The sequence below is a fragment of the Micromonospora sp. CNZ309 genome (genome assembly GCF_002846525.1).
In genome coordinates this window covers 5881269-5901369 of the sequence record NZ_PJNG01000001.1, presented here as the reverse complement: position 1 = coordinate 5901369, position 20101 = coordinate 5881269, and the positions used below count along the sequence as shown (strand labels likewise).

The 20101-nt window shown below is 74.4% G+C and carries 21 protein-coding genes; 11 read left to right on the top strand and 10 right to left on the bottom strand.

Annotated elements, in window-relative coordinates; all coding sequences use genetic code 11:
• Nucleotides 1-26: 26 nt before the first annotated feature.
• From CLT72_RS25305 to eccCa, 6 genes are all read right to left on the bottom strand, one after another.
• The gene (locus tag CLT72_RS25305; RefSeq protein ID WP_101413904.1) at nucleotides 27-335 is read right to left on the bottom strand and encodes a WXG100 family type VII secretion target; all 309 of its coding nucleotides are present in this window, start codon (nucleotides 333-335) and stop codon (nucleotides 27-29) included.
• Nucleotides 336-503: 168 nt separating this feature from the next.
• Entirely contained in the window at nucleotides 504-752 is a 249-nt protein-coding gene (locus CLT72_RS25300) for a hypothetical protein (protein ID WP_101413903.1), read from the bottom strand.
• 39 nt (nucleotides 753-791) lie between these two features.
• A complete protein-coding gene (locus CLT72_RS25295) occupies nucleotides 792-1520 on the bottom strand; it encodes a hypothetical protein (RefSeq protein ID WP_101413902.1) in 729 nt (242 codons plus the stop codon).
• A gap of 31 nt (nucleotides 1521-1551) precedes the next feature.
• Nucleotides 1552-1845 (bottom strand): hypothetical protein, encoded by a 294-nt coding sequence (locus CLT72_RS25290; RefSeq protein WP_101413901.1) that lies wholly within the window; start codon nucleotides 1843-1845, stop codon nucleotides 1552-1554.
• A 17-nt stretch (nucleotides 1846-1862) separates the two neighbouring features.
• Entirely contained in the window at nucleotides 1863-2285 is a 423-nt protein-coding gene (locus tag CLT72_RS25285) for a YbaB/EbfC family nucleoid-associated protein (RefSeq protein ID WP_250100741.1), read from the bottom strand.
• A gap of 97 nt (nucleotides 2286-2382) precedes the next feature.
• Nucleotides 2383-6345, bottom strand: a complete 3963-nt coding sequence (gene eccCa, locus CLT72_RS25280; RefSeq protein WP_101413899.1) for a type VII secretion protein EccCa — start codon at nucleotides 6343-6345, stop codon at nucleotides 2383-2385.
• Nucleotides 6346-6512: 167 nt separating this feature from the next.
• Here eccCa and eccD point away from each other — a divergent pair, with 167 nt between their 5' ends.
• On the top strand, nucleotides 6513-7910 hold the full coding sequence (gene eccD, locus CLT72_RS25275) for a type VII secretion integral membrane protein EccD (RefSeq protein ID WP_101413898.1): 1398 nt from the start codon (nucleotides 6513-6515) through the stop codon (nucleotides 7908-7910).
• 13 nt (nucleotides 7911-7923) lie between these two features.
• Here eccD and CLT72_RS25270 read toward each other — a convergent pair whose 3' ends face one another.
• Nucleotides 7924-9105 (bottom strand): type VII secretion protein EccE, encoded by a 1182-nt coding sequence (locus CLT72_RS25270; protein WP_101413897.1) that lies wholly within the window; start codon nucleotides 9103-9105, stop codon nucleotides 7924-7926.
• A gap of 150 nt (nucleotides 9106-9255) precedes the next feature.
• On the opposite strand from CLT72_RS25270, the gene eccB reads away from it, so the two are divergent.
• The 9 genes from eccB to CLT72_RS25225 all read left to right on the top strand — a co-directional run bounded on the left by eccB (nucleotide 9256) and on the right by CLT72_RS25225 (nucleotide 16851).
• Nucleotides 9256-10812: a type VII secretion protein EccB gene (gene eccB / locus CLT72_RS25265; RefSeq protein ID WP_101413896.1), complete on the top strand. Its 1557-nt coding sequence runs from the start codon at nucleotides 9256-9258 to the stop codon at nucleotides 10810-10812.
• Nucleotides 10813-10948: 136 nt separating this feature from the next.
• On the top strand, nucleotides 10949-11317 hold the full coding sequence (locus tag CLT72_RS25260) for a hypothetical protein (protein WP_101413895.1): 369 nt from the start codon (nucleotides 10949-10951) through the stop codon (nucleotides 11315-11317).
• The gene (locus CLT72_RS25255; protein WP_101413894.1) at nucleotides 11310-12575 is read left to right on the top strand and encodes a WXG100 family type VII secretion target; all 1266 of its coding nucleotides are present in this window, start codon (nucleotides 11310-11312) and stop codon (nucleotides 12573-12575) included. The genes CLT72_RS25260 and CLT72_RS25255 overlap by 8 nt, the downstream gene beginning before the upstream one ends.
• 187 nt (nucleotides 12576-12762) lie before the next feature.
• Nucleotides 12763-13131 (top strand): hypothetical protein, encoded by a 369-nt coding sequence (locus tag CLT72_RS25250; protein WP_101413893.1) that lies wholly within the window; start codon nucleotides 12763-12765, stop codon nucleotides 13129-13131.
• Between the two features lie 253 nt (nucleotides 13132-13384).
• Entirely contained in the window at nucleotides 13385-14206 is an 822-nt protein-coding gene (locus CLT72_RS25245) for a hypothetical protein (protein ID WP_101415377.1), read from the top strand.
• A 45-nt stretch (nucleotides 14207-14251) separates the two neighbouring features.
• Nucleotides 14252-14632, top strand: a complete 381-nt coding sequence (locus CLT72_RS25240) for a DUF1232 domain-containing protein (RefSeq protein ID WP_101413892.1) — start codon at nucleotides 14252-14254, stop codon at nucleotides 14630-14632.
• Nucleotides 14633-14663: 31 nt separating this feature from the next.
• Nucleotides 14664-15071, top strand: a complete 408-nt coding sequence (locus CLT72_RS25235) for a pyridoxamine 5'-phosphate oxidase family protein (protein ID WP_089002293.1) — start codon at nucleotides 14664-14666, stop codon at nucleotides 15069-15071.
• Nucleotides 15072-15396: 325 nt separating this feature from the next.
• Nucleotides 15397-16068 (top strand): C39 family peptidase, encoded by a 672-nt coding sequence (locus CLT72_RS25230; protein ID WP_101413891.1) that lies wholly within the window; start codon nucleotides 15397-15399, stop codon nucleotides 16066-16068.
• A gap of 180 nt (nucleotides 16069-16248) precedes the next feature.
• Nucleotides 16249-16851, top strand: coding sequence for a hemerythrin domain-containing protein (locus tag CLT72_RS25225; protein ID WP_101413890.1), 603 nt, complete (start codon nucleotides 16249-16251; stop codon nucleotides 16849-16851).
• Nucleotides 16852-16959: 108 nt separating this feature from the next.
• Here CLT72_RS25225 and CLT72_RS25220 read toward each other — a convergent pair whose 3' ends face one another.
• The 3 genes from CLT72_RS25220 to CLT72_RS25210 form a co-directional block, all read right to left on the bottom strand.
• On the bottom strand, nucleotides 16960-17196 hold the full coding sequence (locus CLT72_RS25220) for a ferredoxin (RefSeq protein WP_101413889.1): 237 nt from the start codon (nucleotides 17194-17196) through the stop codon (nucleotides 16960-16962).
• A 4-nt stretch (nucleotides 17197-17200) separates the two neighbouring features.
• Entirely contained in the window at nucleotides 17201-18406 is a 1206-nt protein-coding gene (locus tag CLT72_RS25215; RefSeq protein WP_250100734.1) for a cytochrome P450, read from the bottom strand.
• Nucleotides 18407-18598: 192 nt separating this feature from the next.
• Complete coding sequence (locus CLT72_RS25210; protein WP_101413887.1) at nucleotides 18599-18781, bottom strand: antitoxin; 183 nt, start codon at nucleotides 18779-18781, stop codon at nucleotides 18599-18601.
• Between the two features lie 201 nt (nucleotides 18782-18982).
• Between CLT72_RS25210 and CLT72_RS25205 the strand changes: the two genes are divergently transcribed.
• On the top strand, nucleotides 18983-20101 hold the full coding sequence (locus tag CLT72_RS25205) for an AI-2E family transporter (protein ID WP_101413886.1): 1119 nt from the start codon (nucleotides 18983-18985) through the stop codon (nucleotides 20099-20101).

Below are 20101 nucleotides of genomic sequence, written 5' to 3'. Positions count from 1 at the left end.
GTTCCTCCCCTGCTCGTGTCGGCGGATCACGGGTTGAGTGCAGAGTGGAACTTGTCCAGCATCTGCTGCTGCTCTTCGTCGTTGACCTGGTGCGTCGTACCCGACTTGTCGAGCAGGTCGGCGATGTTGTCCATCGCCGTCAGCAGCTTGGCCGTGTCCTCGTTCCAGCGCTGCATCAGCGACTGGAAGCCGGTGGACGCCTGCCCCTTCCAGGCGATGGCCAGGTCGTCGACCACGTTCCACAGCTTCTTCAGCTCGCCGTCGACATCGCTGCGCGTGGAGCGCACGTCACCCGCGGCGGTATGCAGAGTCGCTGCTTCGACCTCGAACGCCATGCTTCACACCCTTCCGTCATCTTGTGGCGGCGCAGTCGCCGCGTCCTCCCCCGCCGCAAGGCATCACCCCACCGACGGACACTCAGCCATGACCGTAGCGGACAGTGTCCATACCCCGCAGCCCTGCCCCGAGCGGTTGCCCAACTGCTGCCGGAGCGACCCGTCCGCCTATGCGGAACGGGAGTACGAGCGGACGTGCAGCACCACTCCGACCACGAAGAGGAGGGCGAGCATCGATACGAGCACCCACTGCACCACGTCGTCGGCGAGGGTGCCGAGGGCCAGCCCGAACGCCGCCACCCCACTGAGCAGGACGATCTCCATCGCCCGGCGGGCCAGCCGCGAGCGGGAAAGCTGCGCGACCAGACCCAGGACGATGAAGACCGGGATGGTCGCCAGCCCGTACACGAACAACATGCTCTGCCACACGGTGCCGCCCGCCTCCCGGTCGGAAGCTCAGGCCCGGTAGAAGGCCGGGTCCTGCACCCAGTCGATCTGGATGTCCTGGATGTCGGGGTCCGCGTTCCCGGTCGCCCAGCCCGGCCGCGAGTCCGAGACGAAGTTGTACTGACTGTTACCGCGGAACGCCGACGCCACCGTGGAGAACAGCGCCCCGATGTCCGTGAAGATGAGCCCGAGGATCGCCGCGGTGGCGGTGAGGCCGGCGACCCCGATCGCCTGCGCCAGTGGCGCGGTCGCCGGGAACGCCTGGAGGGCGACGGCCGCGATGACCGCGATGAGGATCGGCACCAACGCGCCGACCAGGGCGTCGATCGAGGCGTTGAAGTGGTCGCGTACGGCGGTCAACGCGTCCTTGTTGGCGTTGAGCGCCTCCGCGAGCGCCCCGATCTCGGCGTTCAGCTTCTGCACGAAGGCGTCGAACGCGTCCCGGTCCTCGAAGTTCCACTCCTCGCTGGAGGGGATCACGCTCTCCAGCGCCGCGCCGAACTGGTCGCCGCCGAGGAAGCGGGCGGCGTCGCCCCACTCCTTGATGGACTGGTTGACCTCGTCGTTGTCGAACGTCTCGAGGTGGATGATGGCGGCCGTCAGGAACGCGGCACCGACGAGCCACACCCAGTTGGCCCGGGCCGCGCCGGCCAGCGAGCGCACGGGCGCGGTCTGCGCGGCGACGCTGTGCGTCCCCACCACCGAGCCCGAGGAATTCGCGATCAGGATCTCCGGCATCGAGCCCTCCCTGCGTCCCGCGCCCGCGAGGTCACTTGACCACCCAGGGCTGGTCCGACTTCTCCCAGTTGAGCGCGCTCTGTTCGAGGTTGGCGGCGGCCCTCTCCAGGTGCTCGACGCCGGTGCGCAGATTGTCGAGATGACCGTCGACGGCATCGTTGTGCGCGCTGACGGCGGACAGGCCGAGCAGCGTCATGGACATGCCCGACAGCTTGACGCCCTCCAGCGCCCGCTGCGCGTTGCGCAGGTATGCCATCGGGCCGTCGGCGGCCGCGAGCTTCTGCCCGGCCTTGCGGATGGCGTCGACGTCGACGGTGTTGGCCACTGGGCCCTCTCCTCTCGTCAGCCGCGCAGCCGGCGCAGCGGATCGTTGAGGTCCACCCCGAACTGCTGGAACCACTCCTCCGGGGTGACCTTGCCCGCCTCGGCGCGGCGGACCAGGTCGGCGCCGCCGAGCATCTCCTCAAGCAGCTCGCGCTGCCGTTCGGCGTGCGCCTCGTAGGCGGCGTCGATGGCGGCCTGGAGCGACTCGGCCAGGCTGAAGCTGTCCAGGCGCATCGCCCGGGCGTTGATCTCGATGTCGCCGACCTTCATGTCACCGTCGACCGTCACCTGGACCATGCCGTCGGGGCTCTCGCCGACGACCCGCAGCTCGGCGCGCTGCCGCTGGAAGTCCGCGAGCCGGCGCTGCTGCTCCTGCGCCTGACGCAGGATGCCCTCGAGGCCGGCGCCGCCCATGCCGCCGGGCGTCCACGATGTGCTCAAAACGGTCCTCTCGTCGGCTGCGACGCTCGTGCCGCAGGTTACCGGATGCCGTCACACCGGGCCGTCCCACCGACGGCGCCGTCCCGGCGGTCGGGCGTCAGGACGGCTCCGCCCAGGCGGTCTGGATGAGCTGCTGGCCGTCGCGCCGGCGCACCAGCGTGCCCCGGCCCGGCGGCTGCGGGCTGGGCCGCAGCGTGCCGAAGACCGCGCCCTCCTCCCGGTTGCCGGACATCAGCAGGCCGGGCTGGTCCAGTTCCCGCAGGCGTTGCAGGACCGGCTCGTAGAGCGCCCGGGCCACGCCACCCACCCGCCGGGTGATGATCAGGTGCAGTCCGATGTCGCGGGCCTGGGGCAGCAGCTCGTGCAGGGCGCTGAGCGGGTTGCTGCCGCCCGAGGCGACCAGGTCGTAGTCGTCGACCAGGATGTAGAGGTCCGGCCCCTTCCACCAGCTGCGGTCGCGCAGCTGTGCGGTGGTGACGTCCGGGCCGGGCAGCCGGTTGGACAGGGCGCTGCGGATCGAGGCCAGCCCCTGCGCGAACACCTGGTTCGACGGCGCGTAGTCGAGCAGGTGGTCCCCCTCGACCGCACCGAGCAGCCCGCGCCGGTAGTCGGCGATGACCAGCCGGGCCTGCGCCGGGGTGTACCGCTCCGTGATGCCCCGCGCGATCAGCCGCAGCAGGTTGGTCTTGCCGCACTCGGCGTCGCCGAAGACCGTCAGGTGCGGCTCGTTGACCAGGTCGAGGTAGACCGGCGCCAGCGCCGACTCGTTGACGCCGATCGGCAGGCCCGGCGCCGACCGGTCGACGACCCGGGCCAGCTCGCCGAGGGGCAGCCGGCGCGGCAGCAGCCGTACCTTCGGCGCCGGCTGGCCCTTCCAGGCCTCCGCGACGTGCCGGGACAGGGCGATCGACGCCTCGGTCAGGTCGTCGATGTCGCGCCGGCCGTCGATCCGGGAGATGGCGGTCAGGAAGTGCAGCTTGTCGCGGGTCAGGCCGCGCCCGGGCGAGCCGGTCGGCACGTTCGCCGCCGCCCGCCGGTCGATCTCCGACTCGTTGGGGTCGCCGAGACGCAGCTCCAGCTTCGTGCCGAGCAGGTCCCGCATGTTGATCCGGATCTCCGCCCACCGTACGGCGGTCAGCACCACGTGCACGCCGAAGCCCAGGCCACGGTTGGCCAGGGTGGTGATGGTCTGCTCCAGCTCCTCGTACTCCTGGCGCAGGGTGTTCCAGCCGTCGACGACGAGGAAGACGTCGCCGAACGGGTCGTCGGCGAACTCCCCGGCCGCCCGGCGCCGGCGGTAGCTGGCCACCGAGTCGATGCCGTGCTGGGCGAACCGGTTCTCCCGCTCGTCCAGGACGGCCACCACCTCGGCCACGGTGCGGCGTACGGCCTCGGTGTCCCGCCGCCCGGCCACCCCGGCCGTGTGCGGCAGCCCGTCCAGGCTGCGCAGCGCGCCGCCGCCGAAGTCGAGGCAGAAGAACTGCACCTCGCGTGGGGTGTGGGTGAGCGCCAGCGACGCGAGCATGGAGCGCAGCATCGTGCTCTTGCCGCTGAGCGAGGCACCGACGATCACCACGTTGCCGCCGGCGCCGGCCAGGTCCACGAGCATCGGGTCACGGCGCTGCTCGTACGGCCGGTCCACGATGCCCACCGGTGCGGCCAGCCGCCCGCGACCGCCCCAGGAGGCGGTGCAGAGGCCGAACCTCGCATCGACGCTCAGCGGCGGCAGCAGCTCGCCGAGGCCCGGCGGCTCCGCCAGCGGCGGCAACCAGACCTGGTGCGCCGGGCGGCCCCGCCCCTTCAGCCGGTCGATGAGCACGTCCAGCATCGCCACGGCCTTGCCGTCGGCGGGCTGCTCCGGCTCGGGCGCGTCCGGCACCGGCAGGGTCGGGTTCCGCACGGGTACGAAGTCCACCCCGTACCGCACGATCCGGCGCTGCACCAGCGCCCGCGACGACGCGGCCGCCTGCCCCGGGGCCCGGTACGGCCCGGACACGTACGCGGCCCGGAACCGCAGCATGGTGCTGGTGTCGGTCTTCAGGTAGCCGTGGCCGGGAGCGTTGGGCAGCTCGTACGCGTCCGGCACGCCGAGCACGATCCGGCTCTCCACCGCCGAGAAGGTGCGCAGACCGATCCGGTACGACAGGTGGGTGTCCAGGCCGCGCAGCTTGCCCTCCTCCAGCCGCTGGGAGGCCAGCAGCAGGTGCACGCCGAGCGACCGGCCCAACCGGCCGATCATGACGAACAGGTCGATGAAGTCGGGCTTCGCGGCGAGCAGCTCACTGAACTCGTCGCAGATGATGAGCAGGCTGGGCATCGGGTCCAGCGGCTCGCCGGCGGCCCGGGCCTTCTCGTAGTCGTAGCGCGAGACGTAGTTGCCGGCGGCCCGCAGCACCTCCTGGCGGCGGGTCATCTCGCCGGCCAGCGCGTCCTTCATGCGGTCGACCAGCGGCAGCTCGTCGGCCAGGTTGGTGATCACCGCGCTGGTGTGCGGCAGCGCGTCCAGCGAGGCGAAGGTGGCGCCGCCCTTGAAGTCGACCAGGACGAAGTTGAGTTCCTCTGAGGAGTGCGTCACGGCCAGCGCGCCGACGATCGTGCGCAGCAGTTCGCTCTTGCCGGAACCGGTCGCGCCGATGATGAGGCCGTGCGGGCCCATGCCCTCGTGCGCGGACTCCTTGAAGTCCAGCTCGACCACGTTGCCGTCCGGCCCCACGCCGAGCGGGATGCGCAGCCGGTCGCGGTGGCTGCGTGGGCGCCAGGTCTGCTGCACGTCGACGGCGGCGGCGTCGCCGACGCCGAGCAGGTCCGGCAGCTCCATGCTCTTGGCCAGCGGCTCCTCCGACGTGGTCTGCTGCTGCGACAGCCGGAAGGGGGCGATCTGCCGGGCCAGCCCCTCGGCGGCGGCCTCGGTGAGCCGGTCCGGCCGGCCGAGCCGCGACGAGGAGGTGCCCCGGACGAGTTCGAGGGCGCTGCCGTCGCCGACGTCGAGGCAGAGCAGCCAGCGGCCGGCGTCGCGGGGCACGGTGCCGGACAGGTCGATCACGGTCGCGCCGAGCAGCCCCGGCCCCATGAGCTGGCACGCCGCCGAGACCTCGCCGCCGTCGACCACCACGACCAGGTGCGGGGCGGTGGTCAGCGGCTTCGCCTCGGGGGCGAAGCGGGGCCGGCCGGCCAGCTCACCGGCGAGCGCCTCCTCCGCCTCGGCGAGGCTCGCGAAGACCATCCGGCGGGCGCCCGCCGCGTCGGTCCGCGCGCTGTGGTGGTTGTGCGGCAGCCACTTGACCCAGTCCCAGGACGGCTGCCGGTCCGGTGCGGCGACGATCGCGACGACCAAGTCGTCCGGGGCGTGGAAGGTGGCGAGCTGACCGAGCGCGGCCCGGGTCAGGTCGAGCACCGGCTCCCGGTCGCCGCGCAGCACCACCCGGCTGAACGCCCGCACCGAGAGCGCGGTCGGCAGGTCCGGCACGCTCGAGTGGGCGCGTACGAAGCGACGCAGCGCGATGGCGCTCATCGGCTCCAGGTCCTCGACCGGCTTGGTCTCCGGCGGGACGATCTCCACGGCGAGGCGCTGCGGGCCGGTGGCGATCCGGGTCTCGCCGAAGTCGTCCTCGGTGATCCGCCGCTCCCACAGCCGCCGGGAGGCGGCGATCGACCAGAGCGCGTCCGGCTCCGGGTGCCGCCAGGCCATGGCCGCCCGCTGCTGCTCGGCGGCGCGCCGGGTGCGCTTGCGCATCTGGGCCAGGTAGCGCATGTAGTCGCGCCGGTCGGCGTTCAGCTCGGCCTTGTCGTTGTTGCCGTTGCTGAGCGATCCGATCGCCATGCCCAGCATCGAGACGCCGAAGAGGCCGCCGGCGATGTAGGTCATCGTGCCGCCGCCCCGGCCGGCGTAGAGGAACGCCATGGCGCCCACGCCGCAGACCATCGGCAGGATCATCAGCAGCTGCCCCATCCCGCGCGGGGTCGGCTCGGGCAGCTCCGGAGGCGACTCCAGCAGCACCTCGCCTCGCGGCAGCGCTGGCCCCGGCTGACGCGGGAGCCGGCGGAACACCACCGTGCTCACGGCTGTCTCCTCCCAGAAGCGGCCCTGATGAAGTTCGGCGAGCGACCGGAGTCGTCGGGTGGGCATCGTACGTGCCCGCCATCGTAGGTAATCTCCCGTGGGCGTCAGGAGCCCGTGCGTCGGCGCCGCCGGCCAGGGGTGATCGTAGAGAGCGCGAGGAGGCCACTGTGGCGACGAAGACGGCGACCGGCGGCCTGAGCCGGATCACCATCGTGGCGCCCCGCACCCGGATGGACCTCGCGCTGCCGTCGGACGTACCGCTCGCCGACCTGCTGCCGACCCTGCTCCGTTACGCGGGTGAGGACCTGGCCGACGAGGGGGTGCGGCACGGCGGCTGGAGCCTGGCCCGGCTGGGCGGCCAGCCGCTGGACGGCGGCCGTACCGCCACGCAGCTCGGTATCCGCGACGGCGAGGTGCTCTACTTCAACCCCCGCTCGGCCACCGCGCCGGAGATCGTCTTCGACGACGTGGTCGACGCCGTGGCCACCGCCACCAACCAACGCCCGGGTGCCTGGCAGGTCGGCACCACCCGCTCCTTCGCGGTGCTCTTCGCCGCCGCGGCGCTCGGCGCGGGCGCGCTGGCGGCGCTGTTCACCGGTCCTCCGCACCTGCCGGGCGCGCTGGCCGCGCTGGTGGTCGCGGTCGCCCTGGTGGTCACCGCCGCCGTGTTGTCCCGGGCCGCCGCCGACAGCGCGACCGGGTCGGTGCTGGGCGTCGTCGGCCTGGCGTACGCGGGGGTCGGCGGCCTGCTGCTGCTCGCCGGCGACCGCCCGCTGACGGAGCTGGCGGCGCCGCACGTGCTCCTCGCCGCCACGGCGGTGGTGGTCTGCGCGGCGGTGGCCGCGTTGGCCGTCGGCGACCGGCTTCCGCTCTTCTTCGGCGCGGTCGCGGTCGGCGCCGCCACCGGCCTCGGCGCGCTGGTCAGCCTGGCCTTCGACACCGACGCGCCGGCCGCCGCCGCGGTGGTCGCCGCGATCGCGTTCGGCGCGGTGCCGGCGTTGCCGATGATGGCGTACCGCCTGGCCCGGCTGCCGGTGCCGTCCATCCCGACCGGGCCCGACGACCTGAAGACCGACACCGAGTCGGTGGACGGCCGGCAGGTGCTCCAGCTCAGCGAGCGCGCCGACGAGTTCCTGACCGGCCTGCTCTGGACGGTGTCGCTGCTGGTGCTCGGCGCCCAGGTGGTCCTCGCGCTGCACGGCAGCCTGCCGGCGGTGCTGCTCTGCCTCGTGCTGGCCCTGCTGTCGCTGCTGCGGGCCCGGCCGTTCCTGGGCCGCGCCCAGCGCACCCCGGTCCTGTTCGCCGGCACCGCGGGGCTCGGCCTGACCGCCGCCGCCACGTTCGGCAACGGCTCGACCGCCGTACGCCTCGGCCTGATCCTGGGCGGCCTGGTGCTCGCGGCCGTGGTGAGCCTGATCTACGGGCTCACCGTGGCCGGCAAGCGGATCTCCCCGGTCTGGGGCCGGCTGCTCGACATCGTGGAGATCATGCTGATCATCGCGCTGGTCCCGCTGGCCGTCTGGGTCGTCGGCCTCTACGGCTGGATCGTCAACCTCCGCCCCTGACCCGCCCGCGCCCTCAGGCTGCCGGGTGCAGGGTCGTCACGGTGGTGGCCGCCGGGGCGGTGGCGTAGACGCCGGGGCCGTGCTGGCCGTCCACGGGGCGGGCCGGGGCGCCCGACCGGCGCGCCACCTCCCGCACCGCCTTGACCAGCGCCTCCACGTGGTCGTCGAGCGCCGCCACCCGCAGCATCGGCGGGGCGACGCGTCCACCGGGCAGCACCACGACGGCCAGGGTGTGCGACGGGGCGGACGTCGCCGTCACCGCGTCCACCAGCGGGCCGAAGGGCGCGTCGGCCCGGGGCCGCAGCACCAGGCAGCGCTGGGTCCAGCCGCCGCCGCGCAGCCCGGTCCAGGTCTCCGCCGGGGGCGTCGGCGCCAGGTCCAGCCCGGCCGCCGAGACCACCGCCGCGCGCAGCTCGTCGCGGCTGAGCGGCCGGTGGTCGAGCCCGGCCGCGGTCAGCGCCTTGCCCAGCCGGCCGATCCCGGCGGCCAGCGTGCGGTGCACGCCGGGCATGCCGCCGCCCCGGCTGACGGTCTCGACGCGGGCGTCGCGTACGGAGAGCCGCAGCGCCAGCCAGACCGTCCGGTGCGCCGCCGGGGGCGCGCCCGGCGCCGGGTACCAGACCAGGGTGTGCGACACGACCTGGGCGCGGGTGACCGGGCCGGTGAAGTCGGCGAGCACCCGCAGCGCCCGGTCCAGCACCGCCGCCTCGACCGATCCGGCGGGCGCCCCGGCCCGGCCCTGCAACGCCACCGCCGCGAACCAGCCCTGCGCGTCCTGGCCGATGCCGAGCCGGGTGCCACGGTCGGTGAGCTCGGTCACGGTCAGCTCGGGGGCGAGGGCGGCCAGCCTCGGGTCGGCCCCGCCGCCCGTCGCGACGGTGCTCCTGGCCGCCTCCCGACGCCGCCGCAGCCGGCGGCGCAGCAGCAGGTCCTCGTACCACCAGCGGCCGCCGCGACGGGCGAAGACGGCGACCGCCACCGCCAGCGACAGCACTCCGACCGTGGCGGCGAGCCAGACGGGGCCGCCCAGCGCCGCCCAGACGGCCAGGGCGCAGAGCTCCAGCACGACGAGCTGCCCCACGGCGACGGGACCGATCCGACCACGGTCGCGCCGGTCGGCCGGGACGACCGGCCGCCCGGCGACGCCGGACGGCTGCGGTGCCGGACGACCGGGTGGCGCCTGAACCTGCGTCATCGCTGACAGTCCTTTCTGGACGGCGGAGCGTCCGCCGGATCGGGTCGGGCGCTGGTCCCGGTGACCCGTCGACGGCCCCTTATCGTAGGGAAGCCCGCGACACCGACTCGGACCTGCTCGTCGCGGACCCACCCCCGCCGGAGGTAAGTCATGCGGACCCGCCGCGACCAGGTGCAGGCGTACCGCTTCGTCACCCGCCGGATCGTCTCGGCGTTGCTGTCGGGCGACCCCGAGACCACCAACCTGCCGATGCGGCGGCTCGGCATGGCGGTCTTCGGCAGCGTGATCGCCGCGGCCGTGGTGCTCGGCGGCGTGGGCGCGTACGGGCAGTTCACCGGCAACACGGCGCCGCTGGAGCCGAACACCCTGGTGATCGAGCGGGAGACCGGGGCGACGTACGTCTTCGTCGACGGCAAGCTGCACCCGACCCTCAACTACGCCTCGGCCCGGCTGATCATCAACGAGCCGGCCCCGCAGGTGCGCACGATGTCCCAGGCGTCGATCCGGGACCGGCCCCGGGGCCGTACGGTCGGCATCGTCGGCGCCCCCGACGCGCTGCCGGACCGCAAGTCCCTGACGGGCCTGCCCTGGTCGGTCTGCGACGTGCCGGACCCGGCCGACCCCCGCCGCTCCGGCACCCGGGTGGTGATCGACCGCCCGCTGCCCGGCGGCGCGCCGCTCGGCGACCGGGCCGTGCTGGTGGAGGCCGACGGCCAGCGGCACCTGCTCACCGGCGACACCCGGTTGCAGGTGACCGGCGGCGACTCCGCGCTGGCCGCGCTGCGGATGGCCAACGCGCCACGCCTGCCCGTGGGGCAGCAGTTGCTCAACGCCGTGCCGGCCGGGCCGGTCCTGCGCAAGCCGGCGATCGCGGGCGAGGACGAGGCCAGCACCCTGACCGAGCGCCCGGCCAAGGTCGGTCAGGTCTTCCGGGCGGCGGGCCAGCACTACGTGCTCACCCGGGAGGGCCTCTCCGCGATCGGCGAGATCAGCGCGCTGCTGCTGCTGCGCGACGGCGGCCAGGTCACCGACATCACCCCGGCGCAGGCCGGCAAGCTGTTGACCGACCAGCGGGCGGAGGAGGCCGGGATGCCGCAGGCCCTGCCCGCGCTGCACCCGGTCACCGCCGGTCGGACGGCGGTCTGCGCGACCTACCGGGCGGGCGCCGACGGTGGGCCGCCCACCACCACCCTGGAGGTCTTCGACCGCGTGCCGACGGAGCTGGCCGAGCCCGCCGGCGTTCCGGTGCGGCAGAGCGCCCGCGACGGCGTACGGACCGCCGAGGGCGTGCTGCTGCCCGGGGGCAAGGGCGTGCTCGTGCAGGCCACCCCCGGCGCCGGCGAGAGCGGCACGGCCGCCCCCGGCGCCACCGTCCATCTGATCAGCGCCCAGGGGGTCCGCTACCCGCTCGGCGTCGGCGCGATGTCGGCGCTGGGCTACGAGGGGGTCACCCCGCTGGCCGTACCCGCGTCGCTGCTGGCCCTCGTGCCCACGGGGCCCACCCTCTCGCGGGACGCCGCGCTCTCCCACTTCGCGCCCGGACCCGCGCCGTCGGCGCCGGCGAAGCCGACGGGCGGCGCGGCGAAGCCGACGGACAGCCCCGCGCCGGAACGGTCCGGCGCGCCGGTGACGCCCTCCGGCGGACCGGAGTCGGAGGCGCCGGCCTCGCCGGACGCGTCGTCCGCCAGCCCGGGAGCGGACGGCTGAGGTCGGCCCGGCCGCGACCGGGGGCCGGGGTCCGCACGTGACGGATCGACGCCGGTAGCGGGTCGCCCGCGTCGCACCGGTCGACTAACCTGAGCCTCGCCAACGGTTATCGACGATGACGTACGGGGATGCTGCCATGACCGGGCGCACGACAGTCGACCTGCTGTCCCTGGAAGACTTCCACCAGAAGTTGGCCAACCGGCTGACCGAGGCGGAGAAGGCGTTGCGGAAGCTGAGCACCGAGATGCAGTGCCGGCCCCCGGCGCTGGGCTCGTTCGCCGACGCCACCGAGAACTCCCGCCGCTACTCCGAGGTCCACCAGTCCTACGTGGACCAGGTCGACCGGTTGCGTGCCGCGGTGAAGGCAGCGCAGAGCGCCACCGCGACGATCCTGGCCAACTACCGCACCGCCGAGGAGCGTAACGCGGCCAACTCCGCCGACATCGCCGCCGCGCTGAACGGGGTGGACGACGCGTTGAAGCGGAAGGAGGAACCGCGTGTCTGAATACACCCAGCGCTACCAGCACGTCAGCCACCAGCAGCTCTACGACGGCGTGATGGCCGGTCAGCCGGGCCAGATCGACGGCGTCGCCGCGCAGTGGACGGCGCTCAAGGGCATGCTCGACGGGCTGTCCCGCGAGCTCAGCGGCGACCTCGACAAGCTCGCCAACACCTGGACGGGTTCGGCCGCGCAGGAGTTCCAGCGGCGGTTGACGCTCGTCACCGACTACGCCGACAAGCTCGGCGAGGGCATGGCGGACGTCAGCCGGGGCCTGACCCTGATGGCCGGCGAGCTGCGCACCGCCCGCGCGCAGGCGGAGAGCCCGGCCGAGACCGACGACCACGACCAGGCGCTCTCCGGCGCGGCCAAGGGTGCCGTGTTCGGCGTGCCGGGCATCGTGGTGGGCGGGCTGCTGGGTCACCAGCAGGACAAGGCCGAGCAGGAGAAGGCGCACCAGCGGATGGTCAACGTGGTGGCCGAGCTGGCCGCCGGCTACGACCTCTCCGCCTACGGCCGGCTGGTCGCGCCGCCGCCGCCACACCCGGACACCCCCGGCCTGACCAGCCGCGACTCCTCGACGACCCCGCGCAGCGGCCCGGGCGCCACCACGCCGACGGCCGCGCCGACCACCTCCGGCCTCGCCGGGCAGCCAGGCGGCGCCACCGTCGCAACCCCCGCCACGCCGGGTTCGGGGCCGGGTGGCGGTGGCTCCGGGACGGCCACGCCGGGCACCGTCGGCGGCGGGCACCCGGGCGGCAGCCCGGTCTCCGGCGCTCCGGGCGGCGTCGCGGTCGGCACCTCCCTCGCCGGTGCCACGCTGCTGACCGGCGCGACCGCCACGACGGGTCCCGCCGGGCTGGGCGGCACCTCGACGGCCTCGGCCGGTGGGCCGGGCATGCAGTTCGGCCCGCAGGGCGGTCCGGCCGGAGGGGTGCTCGGCACCGGTGCCCTCGCCGCGAGCGGCAACGCGCCGACCTCCGCGGTCCGCGCCGCCGGCGGCAGCCCGGTGGCCGACAACCGGTCCGCCACCGGAATGGGCCGGCGCTTCGACGGCGCGCGGGACGGTTCACGGCAGGGCGACCGGGCGGCCAACGCGGCGGGGCGCGCACGCGGCACCGCGGGGCGCCCCGGCGTCCTGGGCGGCAGCCAGGGGGCGCACGACGACGACACCGACGGCCGGCTGACCTGGTTGACGGAGGACGACATGGTCTGGGGCGACGGCGCAGCCGCCGCTCCGCCCGTGCTCGGCACCGACGGCTGACCACCACCGCACGACGACGGCCCACCCGGCGGGCGTACCACCGGGTGGGCCGTCGCACGTCCGGCGTCGTGCCGCGCGGCTCGCACCGCCCGGCCCGACGATCCATTTCGGACATCGTGGCGGCGGTCACCCGTTCCCCGGCCGTCGCCGTGCTGCACGCACCGGGCGCGGGCGATAGGTTGGACACGTGCCGTCCGTAGCGTCCGTCGACCCGTTCTGGTCGGTCACGCTGCGCTCCCTGCGCGAGCTGACCCGCCTGGCGGTCGCCGCGCTCGTGCTCGCTGTGGGCCTCGGCGCCGTCGCCGCACCGGCCCCGGCACCGTCCGTCACCGGCCCGGCCGCCGTCACCGCCGCCGTTCCGGCCGCCGACGCCCGGCTCGGGCTGCCGCGCCGGGAGCCAGTGGCGGAGCAGGTCAGCGGTGCCGCCGCCGCACCGGCGCCACGGAGCGCCACCGCACCGGCCGACACCTCCGCCGCCCCGGTGGCCCGCTCGGACGGCCCCGCCCGCGACCCCGGCCGGGGCGACCCCGCCCGGCGCGGTCCGCCCGGCGCCTGACCGTCGGCCACCGGCTGCACAGCCAGGGGCGTCGCCCGCGACGAACCGTCGCCGCGCGACACGGGTCCCTCCGACCCGTTCCCCTGCTCCGGTCGCCACGTCGCCGGCCTACCCGGCCGCCCGCCCCGTCACGGGTCCGCCGCCGGGTCGGCCACCGCCGCGGTACGCCCCGCACGCGCGCCCGAAACCCACCCGCCCGTACGCCGGGCACAGACCCTGTCGATTCCCCTCGATCGACCGCGAGGTGCTGACCATGCAAAACGTGTTCTCCTCCGTCCTGCTCGACGTGCCCCGGGCCGCCGTGATCTGGCTGAGCCTGCTCGGCGTCGTCGCCGTCGCCGTGGCCGGCCTGCTGCTGCTGCGGCCCGGCCGGCTCACGTTCGACGCCGGTTCCCGGATCCGGCGCGCCGCGATGCCGAGCGAGCTGGAACGGGCCGAGGAGGAGCGCGAACGCTCCCGGTACGCCGGGGAGGTCTCGGTCGCCGCGGAACGGGCCACCACCACCGCCGCCCGGTTGCGGGCCGAGTGGCTGGCCGCGCAGGAGGAGGTCGAGGCGGCCTGGCAGGCGTACGAGGCCGCCGAGGCGGACGTCCGTCGGCTGGCGGTCGCCGAGGCGATGCCCCTGCCGCGTACCGTCCGGACGCCCGCCGAGTACGCGGAGCGCGAGCGCTTCCTGCACCGGGCCGCCCTCGACGCGTACTGGCGCAAGGAACTGTCGGTGGAGCAGCTCAGCGACGTCTTCGCGCACCGCGACGGCTGGGATCCACGACTGCACCCGGTCGAGCAGGAACTCGTCCTGCGCCGGGCGGTACGGGACAACCTGCTCGCCCGGCAGCGGGCGGCCCGGGAACGGGAGCAGGCCGCGTGGCGGGCCGCCGAGACCGCCGCCGAGGCGGCGCGCAGCCTGCGGGACGAGGCGTTCGCGGCGGTCAGCCCCCGCGCCGAGGAGTCGCCGTCGCTGCTGCCGCTGATCGAGGGCGCCGGTACGGCGGAGCAGACCCGGGAGTTCCCGGTGCTGACCGGCCGCGACGTGCCGTCGGTCGCCCGGGGCCGGGCGGCGGTCCCCGCGTACTGACCGGCGAGCGGGGCGCAACCGGTCCCGCTGGGCTAGCGTGACGGTGTGTCCAGGGAAGCGTGGGTCGTCGTCGGTGTCGTGGCGGTCGTCACGTTGGTCGGCGCGGTGGTGCTGGCCGTCCGCGTGATCCGCACCCGCCGGCTGCTCGGCACGCTCGGGGTGAGCGGCAAGGTCGCCTTCTACGGCGCGCTGCTCTACACGGTCCTGCCGATCGACCTGCTTCCCGACCCCATCTACCTGGACGACATGGCGGTGCTGACCGGCGCGCTGCTCTACCTCGGCCGGCTGGTCCGGCAGCGGCGCGCCGCGAACCGACCGCTGGCCGGCGCACCCGACGCGGCGGCCGACCCCGCCGCGAACCGACCGCTGACCGGCGCACCCGACGCGGCAGCCGACCCCACCCGGGACCGGCGCCACGTGCCATGATCGCTGCCGCACCGCGAGACAGGGGACCGACATGCCCGGCGACCATCGGTTGGCACCCCACGACGAGCGGGTCGTGGCGTTCTGCCGGGAACGGCACCTGGCCACGTTGACCACCCTGCGTCCGGACGGCACCCCGCACGTCGTACCGGTGGGGGTCACCTTCGACGCGGCGGCCGGACTGGCCCGGGTGATCACGGGCGGCGCGTCCCGCAAGGCGCGGCACGTGGCCGCCGCCGGCCCCGGGGGCGCCCCGGTGGCCGTCTGCCACGTCGACGGGCGACGTTGGCTGACCATCGAGGGCCGGGCCGTCGTGCGTGCCGACCGGCCGGCCGTGGCCGAGGCCGAACGCCGGTACGCCGAGCGTTACCGGACCCCCCGCCCGAATCCCGACCGGGTGGTCATCGAGATCACGGTGACCCGCCTGCTGGGCAGTCTGTGACCTCCTGACCGGTTCATCCCGGTATCGCCGCCCGATCCCCGACGGATCCGCGCGATCCGGGGACGCCGCCCGCCCGGCGCCGGGGGGTGTGACGTGCGGCATCCGTACGCCGGAATCCTGCTGCCCGCCGGCCGGTTGAACCCGACGTGCGGCCGTACGCCCGGCCGCGCGGGCCAGGAATGTCCTCCTCAGCAGGACCGTTGCGTCCCTGAGTACCGCCCGTGGGCCGACCGCCCCGGGTCGTCGAATCACCACAGAGCCGAGCGCCTTTCCCGGTGCTGCACGCCTCCCCCCGGAGGCGTCGACCCCCGATTGGAGCCCGACCATGAATTCGATCGTGCAGAGGAGCGGCCTCTCCGTCGCCGGTCTGCTGGTGGCCGGCGGCTGCCTCGCGGGCCCGGCGGCCACCGCCCAGGCCGCACCGGCGGCGACCGCGCCGGTCGGTTCGGTGCACACCGACGGGCACACCGACCGGAACGGCCGCGCCGACCGGCGGGCCGAGCGCTCGGTGGGCATCGAGTACCAGGCCCAGCCCAACTTCTACTACTGCGGCCCGGCCGCGACCCGGATCGCCCTGTCGGCGCTGGGCAGGGCGCTGCCCCAGGACGAGGTCGCCAAGCGGCTCGGCACCACCGAGGCCGGCACCGACTCCGCCCTGGACACCACCCGCGTGCTCAACGAACTGACCGGCCGGGGATACCGGACCACCGAGATCCGGGACTCGGTGGCCAGGCCGGAGCAGGTCGACCGGCTTCGCTCCGACGTGGTCGCGGCCCTCGACGCGGGCCGGCCGGTGGTGGCCAACATCAAGGGCACCGCCGTCGACACGGTCGGCAACCCGCACTCGTACGAGGGTGGGCACTACCTGACCCTGGTGGGCTACCGCGACGGCGGGGACCTGATCCGCATCGCCGACCCGGCCGCCCCCGAGGGCGAGTACTGGATGACGCTGGAGAAGGTCGCCAACTGGATCGCCGAGCGCGGCTACTCGTCCTGACCCGTACCTCCACGAGGGCCGGTCCCCACGCGGGGGCCGGCCCTCGTCGGCCGCTCGCGACCGGGGCGGCCGGGCGGCCGTCGTCGGTGAGGGACGTCGATCGCTCGCCGTGGGTTCGGTCGACGGTTCGCGGGTACCAGGGCTCACAGCCGACCGTTCCGCAACCGGTAAGGGGCAGACATGACCAACCCATCCGCAACCAGCGGTCAGGACGTGGTGGACGTCCTCACCGCCGACCACCGTGAGGTCGAAGCGCTCTTCGTGCAGTTGGAGAGCCGGCAGGGCACCCCCGAGCACCGCCGACAGCTGGCCGACGTGATGATCGCCGAGCTGGTCCGGCACGCCGTCGCCGAGGAGATGCACGTCTATCCGACCGCCCGCAGGGCACTGCCGGACGGCGACCAGATCGCCGAGCACGAGATCTCCGAGCACGCCGACGCCGAGCGGACCATGAAGGAGCTGGAGTCGGTCGACCCGTCCGACCCGCGCTTCGACGAACTGCTGGCGCACCTGACCAGCACGATCCGGCACCACGTCAAGGACGAGGAGTCGGACCTCTTCCCCCGCCTGCGCGCCGCCGTGGCCGGCGAGGAGATGGTCGAACTGGCTGAGAAGGTGGAGGCGACCAAGAAGACCGCCCCGACCCGGCCGCACCCGGCCGCGCCCGACCGGCCGCCGGCGAACCGGCTGCTCAACCCGGGTGCCGGCCTGGTGGACCGGATGCGCGACGCGTTGAGCGGCCGCGCCACCTCGATGGCGGAGCTGGGCGAGAAGCAGCGCTGACCGCCCGCGCCCACGGTGGCCACGCCCGGCCCGGGGCGTGGCCACCGGCGTACGCACCGGCGGCGCCGGTCGGGTCCGCCCCCGCGAGGTCACGCGGAACCGGTCGGGTCAGGGCTCCGGCGCGATCCGGCGCAGGCCGTCCGCCTCGGAGACGATGACCGCCTCCATCGGGCAGGAGTCCGCAGCGTCGACCAACGCGTCGTCCGGCGCCACCCGCTCGGCCAGCGGACGGGCCAGCCCGTCCACCAGCACGAAGTGCTTCGGCGCGGTGCCCGCGCAGATCCCCGACCCGATGCACCGGGTCGGGTCCACATGCACCCGCCACTGCTCGTTCGACCCACTCACCGGTTCACCACCTCACCGGCATGGCGACGAGGCCCCGCACCAGCAGGCCGCTCTTCCAGGTCAGTTCCGCTTCGGGCACGGCCAGCCTCAGGTCGGGCGTGCGGTCGACCAGGGTCTCCAGGACGACCTGGAGCTCCATGCGGGCCAGCTGGGCGCCTACGCAGTGGTGCACCCCGTGGCCGAAGCCGAGATGAGGGTTCGCCTCCCGGGTCAGATCGAGCCGGTCCGCCTCGGCGAAGACCGTCTCGTCCCGGTTGGCCGACGAGATCGACACCACCACGGGCTCGCCGGCGCGGACCAGCACGCCGCCCATCTCGACGTCCTCCAGGGCGTAGCGGGCGAAGGCCGAGGACGCGCCGAGCGGCACGAACCGCATCAGCTCCTCGACGGCGCCCGGCACCAGCTCCGGCCGGGCCCGCAGCCGGGCCCACTCGTCGGGATGGTTGAGCAGCGCGTACACGAAGTTGGGGATCTGGGTGACCGTGGTCTCGTGCCCGGCGGCGAGCAGCCCGGCGGCCAGCCGCACGACCTCGTCCTCCGCGAGCCGGTCGTCGGCGTCCCGGGCCCGGACCATCGCGCCGAGCAGGTCGTCGGTGGGGTGCTCGCGCCGCCGGGCGATGAGCTCGCCCATGTACGCGAAGAGGCTGTCGATGTACTCCTGGGCCCGCTCCGGGGTCAGCGAGGTGGTCGACACGATCGCCTCCGACCAGGTGTGGAAGCGGTCCTGGTCGGCCACCGGGACGCCGAGCAGGTCGCAGATGACCCGGATCGGCAGCGGGGTGGCCAGGTGCGCCACGAGATCGGCCGGCGGACCGGCGGCGAGCATGCCGTCGACCAGCTCGTGGGCCACCTGCCGGGTACGCGGCCGCAGCTCCTCCACCCGCCGGGCGGTGAACGCCTTCGCCACCAGTCGGCGCAGCCGGGTGTGCTCCGGCGGATCCATCGACAGGATCCCGCCCTCCTGCTGCCGCGGCGAGTTGCGGGGCTCGTCCCGGCCCACCGAGGCGGCCCGGCTGAACCGGGCGTCGCCGAGCACGGTGCGGACGTCGGCGTGGCGGGTGGCGAGCCAGGCCGGCTCGCCGTACGGCATGCGGATGCGGGTGAGCGGTTCGTCCCGGCGCAGCCGGGCGTAGCGCGGGTCGAGGTCGAGCCGGTCGGGGTCGCTGAACGGATAACGCTGGGGGGCGGTCGTCTCGGGGGCCTCGGTCACCGGATGACTTCCTCTCGTCACGGCGCCCCAGGGGTGGGCACCGGTCCGGTCGGGGACGACTCCACGTTGAGTCATGTTCCGACTGCGGATGGTAGCGAGAGTGGTCGATCCTTGGCTAGCGGTACGCGTCGATCGACGCAGAAGCGGGCGTCCCGGGCTGCCGACTGCGACGGCCCGGAACGCCCGACGGGCTCAGCGGACCTGGTCGCCCCCGCCGGTACGCGTCTGGGCCTGGTCGACGCCCTTGTCGATCTGCTCGTCGTACTTGCCGCCGGTGCGCTTGTCGGCCATGTCGCCGCCCTTCTCCAGGCCCTGGTCGACCTGCTTGTCGTGCTTGTCGGCGAAGTCCTTGGCCTTGTCCATGAAGTCGCTCATCGGGTCCTCCTCGAATCCGGGTCCGATCTCTGCGTTCCCTGAGGCCGGTGGCGCAAACAGACGGACGGGGCGACCGGAGCGCGATCGGGAAACGGGCGGTCTTCCCCGGCGCCTCGGCCGCCCAACTAGCGTGAAAGGGGACGCGGGTGTCGGAGGGACGCCGGCCGGGTACCGACTCGCCGGAGATCGAGGAGGGCCGACGTGGTCGCAGACGGTGCCGGGCGTACGCCCGAGGGGACGACGGACCGGGGCGCGGGCCCCCGACAGACCTGGGCTGCGCTTCCCTGGCTGGTCCGCTCGGCCGTGGTGTGGAGCGCCTGCCTGGTGGTGGTCGTCGCCGGGCTGTACCTGCTCGGAAAGATCGCGGTGCTGCTCGCGCCGCTGGCCATCGCGCTGGCCGCCACCATCTTCCTCACCGCCCTGCTCGACCCGGTGCAGCTCGCCCTGCGCCGGCTCCGGCTGCCCGCCGCCCTCGCCGCCCTGCTCACCGTGCTGCTGCTGCTCGGCCTGCTGTTCGGCGTCGGCGCGCTGGTGTGGAGCCTCACCGCGGGCCAGTTCAGCGAGTTGAGCCAGGAGCTGGGGCAGGGCCTGCAACGCACCCGGGACTTCGTGACCTCCACGCTGCCGGTCACCGACCAGCAGCTCGACCGGCTGCTCGGCCAGGCCCGCGAGGGCCTCGGTCAGGACTCGGTCGATCCGGTCTCCAGCGCCAGGACGGCCGTGGAGGTGGTCGGCTCGGCGCTGCTCGCGCTCGTCCTGCTGTTCTTCCTGCTCAAGGACGGCCGCTCCATGTGGCACTGGACGCTGTCCCGGTCGACCGGGCCGAACCGAAGGGTGACCGCCGAGGCGGGCCGGGCGGGTTGGCGGACGCTCGGCGCGTACAGCCGGGGCACGATGATGATCGCCGCGATCGACGCGATCGGCATCGGTCTGGCGCTGGTGCTGCTCCGGGTGCCGCTGGCCTTCCCGCTCGCGCTCATCACCTTCTTCGGCGGCTTCATCCCGATCATCGGGGCGACCGTGGCCGGCGCGGTGGCGGTGCTGGTCGCCCTGGCGGCGAAGGGGCCGGTGACCGCGCTGCTCGTCCTGGCCGCCGTGATCGCCGTGCAGCAGATCGAGGGCAACCTGCTCGAGCCGCTGATCATGAAGCGTCAGGTACGCCTGCACCCGGCGGTGATCCTGGTGGCGGTGACCGCCGGCACCCTGATCGCCGGCATCGCCGGGGCCTTCGTCTCGGTGCCGATCACCGCCGTCGTCTGGCGGATCGTCGACACCGTCCAGCAGCACCGCCGGCACCCGGCACCCCCGACCCCAGCCTGA

Excerpts from the sequence above, each read along its gene's own strand:
- CLT72_RS25305 (WP_101413904.1), bottom strand. The coding sequence starts at position 335 with ATGGCGTTCGAGGTCGAAGCAGCGACTCTGCATACCGCCGCGGGTGAC.
- CLT72_RS25235 (WP_089002293.1), top strand. The coding sequence starts at position 14,664 with ATGCCCGGCGACCATCGGTTGGCACCCCACGACGAGCGGGTCGTGGCG.
- CLT72_RS25225 (WP_101413890.1), top strand. The coding sequence starts at position 16,249 with ATGACCAACCCATCCGCAACCAGCGGTCAGGACGTGGTGGACGTCCTC.
- CLT72_RS25295 (WP_101413902.1), bottom strand. The coding sequence starts at position 1,520 with ATGCCGGAGATCCTGATCGCGAATTCCTCGGGCTCGGTGGTGGGGACG.
- CLT72_RS25260 (WP_101413895.1), top strand. The coding sequence starts at position 10,949 with ATGACCGGGCGCACGACAGTCGACCTGCTGTCCCTGGAAGACTTCCAC.
- CLT72_RS25300 (WP_101413903.1), bottom strand. The coding sequence starts at position 752 with ATGTTGTTCGTGTACGGGCTGGCGACCATCCCGGTCTTCATCGTCCTG.
- CLT72_RS25230 (WP_101413891.1), top strand. The coding sequence starts at position 15,397 with ATGAATTCGATCGTGCAGAGGAGCGGCCTCTCCGTCGCCGGTCTGCTG.
- CLT72_RS25245 (WP_101415377.1), top strand. The coding sequence starts at position 13,385 with ATGCAAAACGTGTTCTCCTCCGTCCTGCTCGACGTGCCCCGGGCCGCC.
- CLT72_RS25270 (WP_101413897.1), bottom strand. The coding sequence starts at position 9,105 with ATGACGCAGGTTCAGGCGCCACCCGGTCGTCCGGCACCGCAGCCGTCC.
- eccB (WP_101413896.1), top strand. The coding sequence starts at position 9,256 with ATGCGGACCCGCCGCGACCAGGTGCAGGCGTACCGCTTCGTCACCCGC.
- CLT72_RS25210 (WP_101413887.1), bottom strand. The coding sequence starts at position 18,781 with ATGAGCGACTTCATGGACAAGGCCAAGGACTTCGCCGACAAGCACGAC.